This is a genomic window from Ascidiimonas meishanensis (assembly GCF_037782385.1).
Classification (GTDB): Bacteria; Bacteroidota; Bacteroidia; order Flavobacteriales; family Flavobacteriaceae; genus Ascidiimonas; species Ascidiimonas meishanensis.
In genome coordinates, this window is the sequence record NZ_JBBEXD010000011.1 from 127,755 (window position 1) to 144,038 (window position 16,284).

At 35.3% G+C, this 16,284-nt stretch carries 16 protein-coding genes; 7 read left to right on the top strand and 9 right to left on the bottom strand.

All coding sequences use genetic code 11. The features are described from left to right. The first annotated feature begins 36 nt into the window (after positions 1-36). Both map and WBG07_RS16980 read left to right on the top strand, forming a co-directional pair. Positions 37-855, top strand: a complete 819-nt coding sequence (gene map, locus WBG07_RS16975) for a type I methionyl aminopeptidase (protein WP_340202988.1) — start codon at positions 37-39, stop codon at positions 853-855. Between the two features lie 23 nt (positions 856-878). Beyond that, positions 879-1,643, top strand: a complete 765-nt coding sequence (locus tag WBG07_RS16980) for a class I SAM-dependent methyltransferase (protein ID WP_340202990.1) — start codon at positions 879-881, stop codon at positions 1,641-1,643. A 16-nt stretch (positions 1,644-1,659) separates the two neighbouring features. On the opposite strand, the gene WBG07_RS16985 is transcribed toward WBG07_RS16980, so the two are convergent. The 8 genes from WBG07_RS16985 to WBG07_RS17020 form a co-directional block, all read right to left on the bottom strand. After that, a complete protein-coding gene (locus WBG07_RS16985; RefSeq protein WP_340202992.1) occupies positions 1,660-2,709 on the bottom strand; it encodes an FAD:protein FMN transferase in 1,050 nt (349 codons plus the stop codon). Next, positions 2,687-3,004 carry a Na(+)-translocating NADH-quinone reductase subunit F gene (locus WBG07_RS16990; protein WP_413788834.1) on the bottom strand — a complete coding sequence of 106 codons (318 nt, stop codon included), beginning with the start codon at positions 3,002-3,004 and terminating at the stop codon, positions 2,687-2,689. The genes WBG07_RS16985 and WBG07_RS16990 overlap by 23 nt, the downstream gene beginning before the upstream one ends. A 125-nt stretch (positions 3,005-3,129) precedes the next feature. Then, positions 3,130-4,422 carry an NADH:ubiquinone reductase (Na(+)-transporting) subunit F gene (gene nqrF / locus WBG07_RS16995; protein WP_340202996.1) on the bottom strand — a complete coding sequence of 431 codons (1,293 nt, stop codon included), beginning with the start codon at positions 4,420-4,422 and terminating at the stop codon, positions 3,130-3,132. Positions 4,423-4,445: 23 nt separating this feature from the next. Further along, a complete protein-coding gene (gene nqrE, locus WBG07_RS17000) occupies positions 4,446-5,060 on the bottom strand; it encodes an NADH:ubiquinone reductase (Na(+)-transporting) subunit E (RefSeq protein WP_340202998.1) in 615 nt (204 codons plus the stop codon). 26 nt (positions 5,061-5,086) lie between these two features. Beyond that, a complete protein-coding gene (locus tag WBG07_RS17005) occupies positions 5,087-5,806 on the bottom strand; it encodes an NADH:ubiquinone reductase (Na(+)-transporting) subunit D (RefSeq protein WP_340203000.1) in 720 nt (239 codons plus the stop codon). A gap of 8 nt (positions 5,807-5,814) precedes the next feature. Then, positions 5,815-6,537, bottom strand: a complete 723-nt coding sequence (locus tag WBG07_RS17010) for a Na(+)-translocating NADH-quinone reductase subunit C (protein ID WP_340203002.1) — start codon at positions 6,535-6,537, stop codon at positions 5,815-5,817. A 2-nt stretch (positions 6,538-6,539) separates the two neighbouring features. Beyond that, positions 6,540-7,709 carry an NADH:ubiquinone reductase (Na(+)-transporting) subunit B gene (locus WBG07_RS17015; protein ID WP_340203004.1) on the bottom strand — a complete coding sequence of 390 codons (1,170 nt, stop codon included), beginning with the start codon at positions 7,707-7,709 and terminating at the stop codon, positions 6,540-6,542. A gap of 12 nt (positions 7,710-7,721) precedes the next feature. Then, on the bottom strand, positions 7,722-9,077 hold the full coding sequence (locus WBG07_RS17020) for a Na(+)-translocating NADH-quinone reductase subunit A (protein WP_340203039.1): 1,356 nt from the start codon (positions 9,075-9,077) through the stop codon (positions 7,722-7,724). Positions 9,078-9,237: 160 nt separating this feature from the next. Between WBG07_RS17020 and WBG07_RS17025 the strand changes: the two genes are divergently transcribed. The 3 genes from WBG07_RS17025 (at position 9,238) to pruA (ending at position 12,818) form a co-directional block, all read left to right on the top strand. Beyond that, positions 9,238-10,494: a type IX secretion system plug protein gene (locus tag WBG07_RS17025; protein WP_340203006.1), complete on the top strand. Its 1,257-nt coding sequence runs from the start codon at positions 9,238-9,240 to the stop codon at positions 10,492-10,494. Between the two features lie 222 nt (positions 10,495-10,716). Continuing rightward, the gene (apaG, locus tag WBG07_RS17030) at positions 10,717-11,103 is read left to right on the top strand and encodes a Co2+/Mg2+ efflux protein ApaG (RefSeq protein ID WP_340203007.1); all 387 of its coding nucleotides are present in this window, start codon (positions 10,717-10,719) and stop codon (positions 11,101-11,103) included. Positions 11,104-11,189: 86 nt separating this feature from the next. Further along, the gene (pruA, locus tag WBG07_RS17035) at positions 11,190-12,818 is read left to right on the top strand and encodes an L-glutamate gamma-semialdehyde dehydrogenase (protein WP_340203008.1); all 1,629 of its coding nucleotides are present in this window, start codon (positions 11,190-11,192) and stop codon (positions 12,816-12,818) included. A 108-nt stretch (positions 12,819-12,926) separates the two neighbouring features. On the opposite strand, the gene rsmG is transcribed toward pruA, so the two are convergent. Beyond that, positions 12,927-13,571, bottom strand: a complete 645-nt coding sequence (rsmG, locus tag WBG07_RS17040) for a 16S rRNA (guanine(527)-N(7))-methyltransferase RsmG (protein ID WP_340203010.1) — start codon at positions 13,569-13,571, stop codon at positions 12,927-12,929. Between the two features lie 138 nt (positions 13,572-13,709). On the opposite strand from rsmG, the gene WBG07_RS17045 reads away from it, so the two are divergent. Both WBG07_RS17045 and WBG07_RS17050 read left to right on the top strand, forming a co-directional pair. Continuing rightward, positions 13,710-14,813 carry a fatty acid desaturase family protein gene (locus WBG07_RS17045; protein WP_340203012.1) on the top strand — a complete coding sequence of 368 codons (1,104 nt, stop codon included), beginning with the start codon at positions 13,710-13,712 and terminating at the stop codon, positions 14,811-14,813. 27 nt (positions 14,814-14,840) lie between these two features. Further along, positions 14,841-16,031 carry a pyridoxal phosphate-dependent aminotransferase gene (locus WBG07_RS17050; RefSeq protein ID WP_340203014.1) on the top strand — a complete coding sequence of 397 codons (1,191 nt, stop codon included), beginning with the start codon at positions 14,841-14,843 and terminating at the stop codon, positions 16,029-16,031. Positions 16,032-16,284 lie beyond the last annotated feature (253 nt).

Below are 16,284 nucleotides of genomic sequence, written 5' to 3' on the forward strand. Positions count from 1 at the left end.
CTTTACATCTAAATTAAAAAGAATTTCAACCACTCCATGATTATTACAAAAACACCGGAAGAAATAGCTTTAATGCGTCAAAGCGCTCTTATAGTTTCAAAAACCCTAGGCATGCTTGCCTCAGAAGTTAAACCAGGTGTCACCACAGAAGAACTTGACAAACTAGCAGAAGCTTTTATAAGAGATCATGGTGCTATCCCAGGATTTTTAGGGCTGTACGGTTGCCCATCTACACTCTTAACAAGTGTAAATGAAGCGGTAGTTCATGGACTCCCTACAAAAATTCCATTGAAAGAAGGAGACATAGTATCTATAGATTGTGGTGCACTTATGAATGAGTTTTACGGAGATCACGCCTATACTTTTGAAGTAGGTGAAGTAGCTCCTGAAACTAAAAAATTATTACAAGTCACCAAAGAATCCCTCTATATTGGCATCCAAGAATTCAAGATAGGAAACAGAGTGGGCGATGTTGGGTATGCCATTCAAAATTATTGCGAAAAACATGGATATGGAGTCGTGAGAGAATTGGTTGGACATGGTCTCGGAAAAAAAATGCATGAAGACCCTGAAATGCCTAATTACGGTAAAAGAGGACGTGGCAAAAAATTTATAGAAGGCATGGTAATTGCTTTAGAGCCTATGATTAATATGGGTACCCATAGGGTTAAACAACTAAAAGACGGCTGGACGATTGTAACAAGAGATGGAAAACCAAGTGCCCACTTTGAGCATAATGTTGCTTTGGTGAATGGAAAACCAGAACTACTCTCCACTTTTAAATATGTATATGAAGCATTGGGTATTCAAAGTGATGAAGAAATCGCTTTTCGTGAAGAAGCATCTGTTCTATAAATTAAGATTTGCCTTCACCTTTTATGAAACGACTTTTTAAATTTTTTCTCAACTTAATCCCCAGACCTTTACTCATCCGATTAAGTTATTTTGTAAAACCTTTATTTGCCTTCTTATTAAGAGGTAATAAATATATAGATCCTATTGATGAAAAAGGCTACAGGAGCTTTCTTCCTTATGGATATGAAAACCCGAGAGACAATGTCTTAGCCCCAGGTACTTTATCGCTAGAACGCCACAGATTGCTCTGGATATATCTTAAAAATGAAACCGATTTCTTCACAGCTCCTAAAAAGATACTGCACTTTGCTCCGGAACAGGCTTTTTATAAAAGATTTCGTAAAATGAAACATCTAGACTACATTACTACTGATCTCCATTCGCCTTTAGCTGATGTAAAAGCAGATATTTGTGCACTTCCTTTTGAAGAGAATGCGTTTGATGTGATCTTTTGCAACCATGTACTGGAACACATCCCAGATGATCAAAAAGCAATGCAAGAATTGTATCGGGTTTTAAAACCTGGCGGTTTAGGAATATTTCAAGTTCCACAGAATCTTAGTTTAGCAAATACTTTTGAAGATAATAGTATTACAGACCCAAAAGAACGCGCACGTATCTTTGGGCAATATGATCATGTTAGAGTCTATGGCAAAGATTATTTTAACAAACTGAGAGCGGTTGGTTTTAACGTAGATGAAGTAGACTACATGAAAACCTTAGCAGAAGAGTCTATTGAAAAATACAGACTTGCTAAAGGAGAGATTCTACCTATTTGTACCAAATAAACAAACCTACCCTTTTTTATTTATCATCTTCTATCATTAATTCTTTAAATCCAGAGGTAATATATTTTTCAATGCTACCATCATCACCAGACATAAGCATATACGTTTCTAGCTGAGGTAAAGATTCTGATAATTGTTTTACTTTATCTACTTCCATTACCATAAATGCAGTAGCAAAAGCATCTGCTTCCATACAGTTAGGTGCCACTACGCTAACGCTTAAAATATTACTCTTTTCTGTATACCCTGTTTTGGAATTAATGGTATGTGCATACAATTCTCCCGTACTTTCCTCTACCCTATATTTTCGGTAGTTTCCAGAAGTAGCCATCGCTTTATCTTTAAGGTTAACCAAAGCAATAGTAATACGCTTTTCTTCTTCTTGACGGGGATCATCTATAGCCACAACCCAGTCTCGATCCATTTCTGTATTTCTACCTTTAGTTAAAATTTCTCCTCCTATTTCAATAAGATAATTTTCAACATTTTTTTCTTCCAAAAGCCGGCCCACCACGTCTATGGTATATCCTTTAGCAAGTGCATTGAAATCAATAAAAATATTTGGATTTTCTTTTTTCACAGTTCCTTCAGCAGTTATCTGTACTTTATCAAATCCCACGAGTGTAAGAATACTATCTACCTTTTCTTTAGTAAGATCATCTATTTGTTCTCCTGGGCCAAAACCCCAAGCATTCACCAGACTCCCAACGGTAGGATCAAAATCACCATCTGTAATAGCCCATACATCATATGCTTTTGAAAATACTTCTTTAAAGTAGGCATCTGTTACTATTGTAGAATCTCCTCTGTTCACCTTGGAGATTAAGGAGGTAGGAAGATATGTAGACAAAGATTCATTCATCTTTACAAAAATAAGCTCTATTTCATCCCTGTAATCAATAGAATCGTTTGCTACTTCATATTTAATCGTGTAATCTGTACCTAATGAATACCCTTTTTGCACTTTGAGTACAGAAGTATCAAAAAGATTGCAAGAGGTAATCACGCAAAATAGCCCAAAAAAACAAAATAATGAGCATTGCCTAAACTTCAATGATTCCATCATAATTAACCACATAGTTTTTATTTTTAAACACAGGTTTTTCATAATCTTCTGCATTGGCTATACCAACGCCAGCATAATAAGTTCGCGCTTTAAATTTCAATGCATGCTCTTTCATAATCTCTAAAGATACAAGGTTCATTTTTTTAGGGTCTTCCGGATATAATATTGCCTTAACTATAATAAAGTGTAGCTTCTTTTCCTTTAGACAAACAAACTGTGGATCTTTCCTAGGCTTACTATTCACAGCTAAAAACTCAAAACCTTTTGATTCAAGATCTTTCCCTACCACATTCATAGCGAGGTTAAGTAATTCCTGTTCATTTAAGATTTGATTCTCCACCCTAGTAGTTTTTAAAATAGAAAGAGTTAAAAAGGAAAGCCGGCTAAGAACCGGCTTTCCTTATATAAATATATTATAAATTATCCTCCAAAATCATCAAAACGAACATTTTCAGGAGGCACCCCAAAATCATCACACATTTTTTCCACCGCTTTATTCATTAATGGAGGCCCACAAAAATAAAACTCTATATCTTCTGGTTCTTCATGAGAAGAAAGATAATTATCAATTACTACTTGATGTACAAACCCGATAAATCCGTCTCCTTCTCCATCCAAACTATCCTTTACTTTCCAATTATCCTCCTCCATAGGTTCAGATAAAGCTACATAAAATTTAAAATTTGGAAATTCTTTTTCCAAGTCTCTAAAATGTTTCAAATAAAAGAGCTCTCTTTTAGAACGTCCACCGTACCAATAAGTAACTTTTCTACCTGTTTTTAGGGTTTTGAAAAGGTGGTATAGGTGTGATCGCATTGGAGCCATACCAGCTCCACCACCTACATACAACATTTCTGACTCGCTATGGTTAATAAAGAATTCACCATAAGGACCAGAAATAACTACTTTATCTCCCGGTTTTTGTGCAAAAATATAAGATGATGCAACCCCAGGATTTACATCCATCCAACCGTTTTTAGACCGATCCCAAGGTGGTGTAGCAATACGCACATTCAGCATGATATCTTTTCCTTCCGCAGGGTAAGAGGCCATTGAGTAAGCTCGCTCCACAGTTTCTGTATTTTTCATTACAAGATTCCATAAGTTGAACTTATCCCATTCTAATTGGAATTTATCTTTTTGATCATGTTCTTCTGGATGTGCAGAAATATCAATATCCTTATAGTTAATTTCACAAGGAGGAATTTCTATCTGAATATAACCACCCGCTTCATAATCCATTTCTTCTGGTAATCTCACTACAAACTCTTTAATAAAAGAAGCCACATTCCAGTTTCTAACTACCTCTGCTTCCCATTTTTTGATACCAAAAACTTCTTCTGGAACCTCTATAATCATATCTTGTTTAACCTTTACTTGGCATCCTAATCGCCATCCTTCGGCAATTTCTTTACGCGTAAAATGTGGAGCTTCTGTAGGGAGAATTTCTCCTCCACCTTCTTTCACGATGCATTTACATTGTATACAAGTTCCACCTCCACCACAAGCAGACGGTAAAAATATTTTATTATTTCCTAGTGTAGACAGCAAAGTTCCCCCTGAAGAGACTTCCACCTCATTATCTCCATTTATTTGTAAGTTTACTGGACCTGAAGGTACTAACTTTGCTTTGGCTCCTAATAAAACAGCTACCAAAATAAATATCAATACTAAAAAGACGACTAAACTTGCTAAGATTACTGAAAAATCCATAGTTCTTTTTCTTAGTTATTTTTTTATAATTTAATTCCCATAAAGCTCATAAAGCCAAATGCCATTAAGCCTGTTATGATAAAAGTAATTCCAAGGCCTCTTAAAGGCGCAGGAACATTAGAATATGCGATTTTCTCACGAATAGCCGCAATTGCAAGGATGGCTAAAAACCAGCCAACACCAGAACCAAGACCATAAACTGCTGCTTCTGAGATACCACCAAAATCTTTTTGTTGCATAAACAGAGAACCACCTAAAATAGCACAATTTACAGCAATAAGAGGTAGAAAGATGCCCAATGCGCCATAAAGTGCTGGAGCAAATTTTTCAACAATCATTTCCACTAGTTGCACCATTGAAGCGATCACTGCAATAAACATAATAAAGCTTAAGAAGCTTAAATCCATTTCTGCATATTCGGGCCCTAACCAACTTAAAGCCCCTGGTCTCAATAAATAAGTATCAAGCAAAAAGTTAATTGGAATAGTAATTCCTAAAACAAATATTACAGCCGCTCCTAAACCAACAGCTGTCTTAACGGTTTTAGATACTGCCAAATAAGAACACATTCCTAAAAAATAGGCAAAGATCATATTCTCAACGAAGATACTTTTAACAAATAAGTTTACGTAATCCATATCTTTAATAATTTAAAAGCCGGGGCTTAATTTTTTTCAATTAGACTTCTGTTTCTTGAACGTTGTACCCAGATAATGATTCCAACTACCAATAGTGCTGCTGGAGAAAGTAACATAAGTCCGTTATTTTCATATCCAAGTGCATACAAACCAGTTGATTCTGCTAGGGTAACGCCTTTATGTCCCAGTACTTCAAATCCAAATAATTTTCCAGATCCTAATAACTCTCTGAAAAAAGCTACAATAACCAGAAGTAATCCGTAACCCGCAGCGTTACCAATTCCATCAAGAAAAGATTTCCATGGCCCATTTGCTAATGCAAATGCCTCAAGTCTTCCCATCACAATACAGTTGGTTATAATAAGACCTACAAAAACCGCTAACTCTTTACTAACATCGTAGGCGAATGCTTTTAGCACCTGATCTACCAAAATCACCAAAGCTGCAACTACCACTAACTGTACAATAATTCTAATTCTATTTGGAATTAAATTACGCATTAGAGAGACAATAACATTACTACATGCCATTACCGCTATTACGGCTATTGCCATTACAACAGAAGGTTTCAACTGCACTGTAATTGCCAATGCAGAACATATTCCTAATACTTGAACTGTAATGGGGTTATTATCATCTAGAGGGTCTGATAGTAGTTTTCTGTTTTTCTTAGAAAAAAGAGGTTCTCTCTCTTCTGCTACAAACAGCACTACAGGCTCTTTAACTTCTTTATTTTTTTCAGCCATAACGCGTATTATTTATATGCTACTTTTGATTTTTGATTTTCAAGGTAAGGCAAGTAATGCTCAAGACGTTCTTTAATCATATCAGAAACTCCATCTCCTGTAATAGTGGCTCCTGAAATTGCATCTACTGCATTATCTTCTTTGTTATTTCCTCCAGAGTATCCTTTAACTACAGATACACCAATGAAGTCCCCGTTCTCATCATAAATTTTTTCTTCTTCAAAACGCTTTTCAAACCATGCTTGTGTAATTTCGGCACCAAGTCCAGGAGTTTCCCCTTTATGGTCAAAAACAGTACCTTTAATAGTATTTAAATCATTTTTTAAAGAAACATATCCCCAAATTGCATCCCAAAGACCAGAACCTCTTAGAGGAACTATATAGTATTTAGTTCCTTCCACATCCGCCAAATAAAGCGGAAAATTTTGTTCTGCAATAGGCTTTTTAAGCTCTTTTTTAAGATCTACCTGAAATGCGTTTACGGACTCATCAATAGTACCATCACTTTTAACCGTTACCGCTTTTGTTATGTACTTATTATATAGTTCTTCTGCGCCATCTCTATCTGTTTCTACACCTATGGTGGTAAGAATATTTTGCATTTTCTCTTTTCGCACATTATCATCCTGACGCTCTTTTAGACCTGTAGCGGCAAATGCAAGAGCAGATGCTACAACAATCACCATTATGGTGGCGAAAATAAACGTATACGCGTTACTATCTCTATTCATAATTAGGCGGTTTTAAGTTGTTTTACTGCCAATCTTTTCTTTCTTCTTTTAACACTGGCTTCAATTACATAATGATCTACCGTTGGTGCAAACACATTCATCAATAGAATAGCCAACATAACTCCTTCTGGATAAGCGGGATTAAACACTCTAATCATTATACAAAAGATTCCCACCAGAATACCATAAATCCATTTCCCCTTAGTAGTTTGTGCGGCAGAGACTGGATCTGTTGCCATAAACACAACTCCAAAAGCAAAACCTCCCACTATTAAGTGCTGGTACCATGGAAAACTCATTAATGCATTTGCGCCCCAAAGATTGAATAAAAAGCCCATGAAAGCACCGCCTATGATACCACCGGCAATAATCCTCCAACTACCTACTCCTGTGAGCACTAAAATAGCAGCACCCGCCAATATCCACAAAGTAGATGTCTCCGAAATAGAACCTGGTATAGAACCTGCGAACATACTCCACATATCATAATTAGCCGCTACTGCCGCATCCTTGCCTTGTGCCAAATACCCTAAAATAGTTTCACCAGAAATTGCATCTGCATTAGAAGCTTCTGAAACCCACACTTTGTTTCCAGACATATACGTAGGATACGCAAAGAATGCAAATACCCTTGCTGTAAGTGCAGGATTTAATATATTCATACCAGTACCTCCAAATGCTTCTTTACCTATGAGCACAGCGAAAGCAACTGATATAGCTACCATCCATAACGGTATATCTACTGGCATAATCATAGGTATGAGCAATCCAGTAACCAGATAACCTTCGTTAACCTCATGACCTCTGTAGACAGCAAATGCAAATTCAATTGCCAAACCTACTCCATAAGACACTGCAATCATTGGCAATACTTTCCAAGATCCGTGTATGAAAGCATCCATAAAAGTAAAATCAGCACCCAATTGAGATAAATACTGATATCCAGTATTGTAAATCCCATAAATCAATGCCGGTACCAGTGCAATTACCACAGTAATCATAGTACGCTTCAAATCTACAGAGTCACGTATGTGAGCTCCCCCTTTAGTGGTATGGTTAGGCACAAACAAAAAGGTGTCTAACGCATTGACCGCAGGTGCGTATTTTTCAAATTTTTCACCTTTATTAAAAGGCTTTTTTAGCTGATCTATTTTCTTTCTTAAAAAATTCATAGCATTTTATATTTAACCAACTTCTTTTATCATCATATCAAGACTCTCTCGAATAATTTCTTGCGCTTCTATTTTGGAGGTATTTGTATAATCTACCAAACAAAAATCTTCTGGAGCAACTTCGTAAATACCCAAGTTTTCCATTTTCTCAATATTTCCTGCAAGGCATTCTTTTAATAATTGCATTGGAAAGAGATCCATTGGAAAAACTTTTTCCATTTCACCCGTTACCACTAAGGCGCGCTCTTCTCCATTCAAATTTGTATTCACCTCATAACGCTTGTTAGGAAACAACCATGATAGAGATGTCCTGGACATACTAGGTATGTTATTATCCTTAAACGGAAGCCAACCAAAAAGACGGTATTCTTTTCCTTCTGGAATTACTGAAATTAAAGTGGAATAAAAACCTAAGTACCCATCCGGCGCTACGGTATTCCCTGTGAGAACATCTCCACTAATAATACGTATGTTATCAGGAGTATACACTCCTGCATCATATACATAACCTGAAATTTGTGATCCTATGATTGCCTTATAGTATTTAGGTTTTTTTACTTCAGAACCCGCTAAAGCAATAATACGACTCGCATCAAATTTACCTTTATTGAATAAGGCTCCTATAATGGCTACATCTTCCGGATTAATCACCCATACTCTTTCCCCGGCATCAATTGGATCTATATGATGAATTTGCACACCTACATTTCCAGCAGGGTGCGGTCCAGAAACTTTATGATGTGTTACTCCTTTAACATCGTCCAAGAAGGTTTTTTCATTTTTCCCTGTAGATAAATGTACTTTACCCTCAGTAAGCTTGGCAATAGCATTCACTCCTATTTGAAAATCTTCTTCTCTTCCTTGAAGCACAAAAGAAACATCTGCAGCTAAAGGAGCAGAAGCATACGCAGAAATAAAAATAGCTTTTGGCTTATCTTCTGGATTTGCCACCACATCATAGGGACGCTGCTTGATAAAAGGCCAACAACCAGATTCTAAAATATGATTCTTCACCTCAGCAGCTTCCATAGAAGAAGGATCTTTTTTCCCAAATTCCTTAAAAGCATCTTTACCATCAGCTTCAATAATCACTTCTAAAATTCTTCGTTTAGCACCTCTTCTTATTTCTTTCAAAACACCACTAACAGGTGAAGTGAATTTTACCGACTCACTGTATTTAGAAAAAAACAATACATCACCAGCCAAGACAGAAGCTCCTTCTTTGAGAACCATCTTTGGAGTAACTTGATGAAAGTCGGTGGGTTTTATTGCGAAGAATTTTGATTTTGGCGCCTCAGAAACCGTTTTTTCCGCTACACCTTTTAGCTTTAAATTTAAGCCTCTTTTAATACGGATGTCATTGGACATGTCTATAAAATCTTTAGAATTACGTTCATTCAAAATTCGTGCAAATTTACAAATTAAAAAGAATGTTTTGCTAATAAAAATCCATAAATTTCTTTTAATCAGAGGGGTTTCAAATTTAGGCATGCATTTTGTTTATCTTTGATAGCTGAAATCAAGAAAAATGACGAAAAACGTTCAACTATTATTTATTCTCTTTTTTTTCACTGGCCTTTTAACACCGCAATCACAAGTACTCACAGAGGTAATTGAACCAGAAGAAATAAGATCTATTATATTTAAAAGTAAAAATGAAGGAGACCAGTTTCCTATCCTAAAACTAGGAGACCAACTAACTTTAGAGTTTGATGATCTAACCGCAAATGAGAACGATTATTACTATAAAATAATTCATTGTAATTTTGACTGGACTCCCTCTGATTTAATGAAACAGCAATACCTAGAAGGTATTGACAATCAACGAATTATTACTTACCAAAACTCTTACAACACCTTACAGCCTTATTCGCATTATACACTTACCCTTCCTAATAGATATTCAAAACTCAAGATTACAGGTAATTATATGCTATCTATTTACAATAGATTTGACGAATTATTATTTTCAAGAAAATTTATTCTTTATAAAGATGCAGTAAGTGTTGGAAGTATTATAAAAAGAGCTAGAGACCTTAACTCTATCAACAGTAGCCAACGAATTCAATTTACCATTAACAGTAACGGCTTTGAGTTAGTAAATCCACAACAAGAGGTAAAAGTAGCTATTTTACAAAATTATTACTGGCCAAGTGCTATCACCAACCTCAAACCTCAATTTTACTCTGGGAATCAATTAATATATAAATATGATAAAGAGGCTTCTTTTAATGGACAAAACGAATACTTGTTTTTTGATACAAAAGAAATTAGGGCTTCCAACAGCGGAATTAACAAAATTCAACTAAACAAACTCTATGAACATTTCCTCTTTCGCGACAGAAGCCGTAATAACCTCGCCTATACTTTCTATCCTGATATTAATGGAGATTTCTTTGTTCAAATTCTTGATGTAGAAGACCCAAACACCGAAGCAGATTACTCTATTGTACATTTTGCCTTAGAGTACAACGAAAGTATTGGGCTAAATCAGGTATATGTTTTTGGCAAGTTTAATAATTATGCGCTTACAGAAGAAAATAAGCTGAAATTTAATGAAGAAAATGCTATGCTTGAAACAGATATATTAATGAAGCAAGGTGTTTACAATTATAAATATGTGGTTAAAAACGAAAAGGGAGAAGTAAATACTTATGCCATATCTGGCAACCATTTTGAAACAGAAAATCAATACCTCATTATTGTTTATTACAGAAATTTTGGAGATATGTATGATAGCATTATTGGGATTGGAACCGCCAGTTCAATCAATATTTCTAATTAGGCCATTTTCAATATAAAAAATTAACATTTTACAGGAAATTAATTATTTTTATAACGATAATATCCTTTTTAAAAGCTTTTTTGCTAAAAATTATAGCGACAACACCTTTATAACAATAATAAAATTTGTATTTTTGGTTATGTTTGTTAATTTAATGAAAAGTAATTTTATTTTAATTCACTACTTTACTTAAATTTGCAAATCTAAAAATTGATGAATTAGATGATTACGCAAGTAACCAAAGGCATAAAAATTTCTGTAGAAACTAGTTTTGAAGGCACCTTCTTCAAGAACTACAAAATGCATTTTGCTTTTGGATATAAAATCACTATTCAAAACAATAGTAAAGATTCTGTTCAGCTCACCAGTAGGCATTGGGAAATTTTTGATTCCCTAAACGGCACAGAGGTTATTGACGGTGAAGGTGTTATAGGCAAAAAACCCGTTTTAAAACCAGGAGAATCTCATACCTATAGTTCAGGATGCCTCCTCACTTCACCTATTGGAGCCATGAGAGGTTATTACAACATGGTTAATTTTACTTCTACCCGAAGGTTTCGGGTATTCATACCTACCTTTAAGTTGTGCGCCCCCTTCGCGTTAAACTAAATGAAACGTATTAAATTTCTTTTTCTTGCTATTACGATTTCGTATTTAGTACCTTTGCATTAAATTTAATTTAAACATATTCTATCATGGGAAAAGGGTTTTTTCATGTTCCTATTGCAACAAATGAAGCAGTTAAATCATACGCTCCTGGAACAACTGAAAGAGAAGAAGTTTTAAAACAATATAAAGACTACTTTAATAGTCATGTAGACATTCCTTTCTATATTGGAGACGAAGAAATTCGCACTAACAACACAAGAAATATTACGCCCCCACACGATCATAAGCATGTGGTTGGACAGTATCATTTATCAGACAAAAACCATGTAGAGCACGCCATTAGTAATGCACTTGAAGCAAGAAACGCATGGGCCTCGTTAACCTGGGAACAAAGAGCTGCTATTTTTCTACGCGCCGCAGAATTAGTTGCAGGACCATACCGTGCTAAGATTAATGCGGCTACGATGATTGGCCAATCAAAAAACATTTATCAGGCAGAAATAGATGCCGCATGTGAGTTTATTGATTTTCTGCGTTTTAATGTAGAATACATGACGAAAATATACGATGAACAGCCAGAATCTGGAGAAGGGGTATGGAATCGTATAGAATACAGACCCTTGGAAGGTTTTGTATACGCTATTTCTCCATTTAACTTTACGGCAATTGCGGGCAACTTAACCGCTAGTGCCGCAATGATGGGCAATGTAGTGGTTTGGAAACCTAGTGACCATCAAATTTTTTCTGCTAAAGTAATCATGGATATCTTTAAGGAAGCAGGGCTTCCTGATGGGGTTATTAACGTAGTCTATGGAGACCCCGTTATGATTACAGATACGGTTCTTGCTAGTCCTGATTTTGCTGGGATTCATTTTACAGGTTCCACCTTTGTTTTCAAAGAATTATGGAAAAAGATTGGAAATAATATTCACAACTACAAAACATACCCCCGCATCGTAGGAGAAACAGGAGGAAAAGATTTCATTATTGCACATCCAAGTTCCAAAGCAAAACAGGTAGCTACCGCTATCACAAGAGGTGCTTTTGAATATCAAGGACAAAAGTGCAGTGCTGCCTCCAGAGTATATTTACCAGAATCTATGGCACAGGAAGTGCTTGATTTTGTAAAAGCAGATATTGAATCTTTCAATAAGCCAGGAAGTCCTGAGGATATGAGTAATTTTATTACGGCGGTTATTCACGAAGGATCTTTTGATAAATTAGCTAGCTATATTGACAAAGCGAAAGCAGATGCGAATGCAGAAATTTTTGCTGGTGGTGGTTATGATAAAACAAAAGGATACTTTATAGAGCCTACGGTAATTGTAACTACAGATCCTAATTATGAAACGATGAGCACAGAACTTTTTGGTCCTGTGGTTACTGTCTACATATACAAAGACAAAGATTGGTCTGAAGCCTTAAAGTTGGTAGATAGTACCTCAGAGTATGCATTAACAGGTGCTGTTTTTTCTACAGACCGATATGCTGTAGAAGAAGCTTCAAAAGCACTTCAAAATTGTGCGGGTAATTTTTATGTAAATGATAAACCTACCGGAGCAGTTGTAGGGCAGCAACCATTTGGTGGTGCCAGAGCTTCCGGCACCAACGACAAAGCAGGTTCTCCACAAAATTTATTGAGATGGGTCTCTCCAAGACTTATCAAAGAAACCTTTGTTTCGCCAGAAGATTACAGATATCCGTTTTTAGGTTAAATAATAATATATTATTTTATTACAAAAGGCGTTTGATTTCATCAAACGCCTTTTTTATTCCCATTAAATATCTCCCTTAAATGTAGATTCACTACACCTATGTCTTACTTACTGTTTACCTGTACTTGGCTTATACTTTAAGGGAAGGTATACCACTTTTTTAGTTTCAAAAAACGAATTTTCAAAATAATCAGACAGTAAAAATTCCTGATGTGTTGTAAACAATTTAAGTTCGTCTGTAAGATCACCACCCTTTAAATACAAAATCCCGTTCTTCATTTCATGAACAGATTTTTTAGCAATTTTACTTCGTACCCACTTCACAAAATCGGGCATATTTGTGACAGCTCTACTCACAATAAAATCGAATTCCTTATTTACTTTTTCTACTCTGGTATGAGACACTTTTACATTAGTAAGATTTAATGCTTCTACCACAGCTTCTACTACTTTTATTTTTTTACCAATAGCATCTACCAAATAAAAGTTGGTTTCAGGAAACATAATGGCCAAAGGAATTCCAGGAAATCCACCCCCAGTTCCTACATCTAGCACCTGAGCTCCGGGCTTAAAAGACTGAATTTTAGCTATTCCCAACGAATGTAATACATGGCGTTCCAGCAAAAAGTCTATGTCTTTTCTTGAGATCACATTAATTTTAGAATTCCACTCTTCGTAGAGTGCGGGCAATCTTTTATATTGACTTATTTGGTATTCTGTTAATTCAGGAAAATACGTAAGCAATTTTTGCATCTATGTGTTAATTTATCACAAAAATAACCTTTTTGATACGTTTATTACATATAAGGAGACACATCTCAATAGTAAACACTACTTTTGATGTTTATATAATATTATCTATTTTAGCTATAGAAAAAGCATTAATTATTTATGTCACATACTTCAATTCGATTTTCACGAAAGGATTCGGCACAATTTTTTAAAACTTTAAATTCACGAGTCAATTCATACTTTAAAGAGAACAATTTAAAAAGGACTGGAAACTGGAAATTACACGTAAAAACAGTGGTTATGTTTTCCATTTTTCTTACTCCATATTTTTTAATCCTCACACTTGATATGAACCAATGGATTCAATTACTCCTTACGGTAGTAATTGGTATTGGCATGGCTGGTGTAGGCATGAATGTAATGCATGATGGAAATCATGGTTCCTATTCTTCTAAAAAATGGTTGAATAACCTAATGGGAAGTAGCATTTATATTCTTGCAGGTAATGCATATAACTGGAAAGTACAGCACAATGTTTTACACCATACCTATACAAATATCCATGGGCATGATGAAGATCTTGAAAATAGCGATTTGATTCGTTTTTCAGTGCATGCAAAATGGAAACGCTTCCATAGATTTCAACATTATTATTCTATTTTCCTTTATGGATTGCTTACCATTAATTGGGCAATTACCAGCGATTTCAAGCAAATGCGCAGATATGTAAAAGCCAAATTATCTTATGGTAAATTTCCTAGTGTTACTACCAGATGGAGTATTTTGATCATTACTAAAATATTGTATGCTGCTATTTGGATTGTAATTCCTATGTTGGTACTTGAAATTTCATGGTGGAAAATTTTGATTGGATTTTTTGTGATGCATTATACTGCAGGGCTTATTCTAAGTGTAGTATTCCAATTGGCACATGTAATAAAAGAAGCAGAGACACCATTACCAGATGAAACTGGGTCTATGAAAAATACTTGGGCTATTCATCAACTTTTTACCACCGTTAACTTTTCAACTAAAAATAGAATTGTAAACTGGTTTACTGGAGGTTTAAATCATCAGGTAGAACATCATATTTTCCCTAACATAAGCCATGTGCATTATACAAAGATTTCAAAAATAGTTAAGGAAACGGCTAAAGAATTTAACTTGCCTTATAACGAATATAAAACTACTCGTAAGGCAATTATATCACACTTTAATCATTTAAAGGAGCTTGGAAAAAGACCAAACCTCCAGCTTTCCTAATAAAATTATATCATTTAAACCGCCAAAATGAATCATTTATTATCGGACAGAGTTGTGAACATGTCCACTTCAGCCACCCTAGCGATGGCTGCCAAAACCCGTGAATTAAAAGCAGAAGGTAAAGATGTGATAGGCCTTAGCTTGGGAGAACCAGATTTTAACATTCCGGATTTTATCAAAGAAGAAGCTATACAGGCTATTCATGACAATTACAGCAGCTACACGCCAGTTGATGGCTATGCAGATTTAAAAGCTGCCATTATTGAAAAATTCAAGAGAGATAATAATTTAACCTATACACTCCCTCAGGTGGTTGTATCTACAGGTGCTAAACAATCTCTTGCTAATGTTGCCATGGTTTTAATTAACCCGGGAGATGAAGTAATACTTCCTGCTCCCTATTGGGTAAGTTATGCCGATATTGTGAAAATTTCTGGAGGTGTTCCTGTAGAAGTACCTACGAGTATTGATACAGATTTCAAAATGACTCCTGAGCAACTGGAAGCAGCTATTACACCTAAGACCAAAATGTTGTGGTATAGTTCTCCTTGCAACCCAAGTGGATCTGTATATAGCAAAGAGGAGTTAGAAGCCTTAGCAGCCGTGCTTAAAAAGCATCCAAATATCTATGTGGTATCTGATGAAATCTATGAACATATCAATTTTAAGGGAGGTCATGTAAGTATTGCCGGAATTGATGGTATGTACGAAAGAACCGTTACCGTCAATGGTGTTTCTAAAGCGTTTGCTATGACTGGATGGAGAATAGGCTATATTGGTGCACCAGATTGGATTGCCAGAGCTTGTAACAAAATTCAAGGACAGATTACCAGTGGTGCTAATGCTATTGCGCAAAGAGCTACCATTGCGGCCTTAAAAGCGCCCGTTAGTAAAATCCAGTTTATGATAGACGAATTTCATAAACGAAGAGATATGGTATTAGAACTTTTAAAAGATATTGAAGGCTTTAAAGTAAATGTACCAGAAGGCGCCTTTTACGTGTTCCCAAATATTTCTTATTTCTTTGGAAAAACCTTAAAAGGAAAAACAATTGAAAATGCTTCTGATTTTGCTTTGTATTTGCTTGAAGAAGCCAATGTTGCTACAGTAACCGGAGAAGCTTTTGGAAATCCTGCCTGTATTCGTATTTCCTATGCAGCGTCTGAAAAAGAATTACGTGAAGCTTTTAAAAGAATAAAAAAAGCAGTTACTGTTTAATAAGAAAAAATTAATAGTATTAAAGCACGGCTCCTTCTAGTCGTGCTTTTTTATTGACATCATCGCTAACTCTTTTATTTTACGGAATTCCTTACTTATGAAAGACTTTTATTCTGCTTAAACACCAATAATTTTCTATATTCGTTTAAATAAAATGATCCCCATTAGACGAAAGTCCACATACCTGTTCTAATTAAAACAAAACTAATGAGCGTTTTGAAAATGCTATTTTCTTAAGGCTTACTTAAAAATG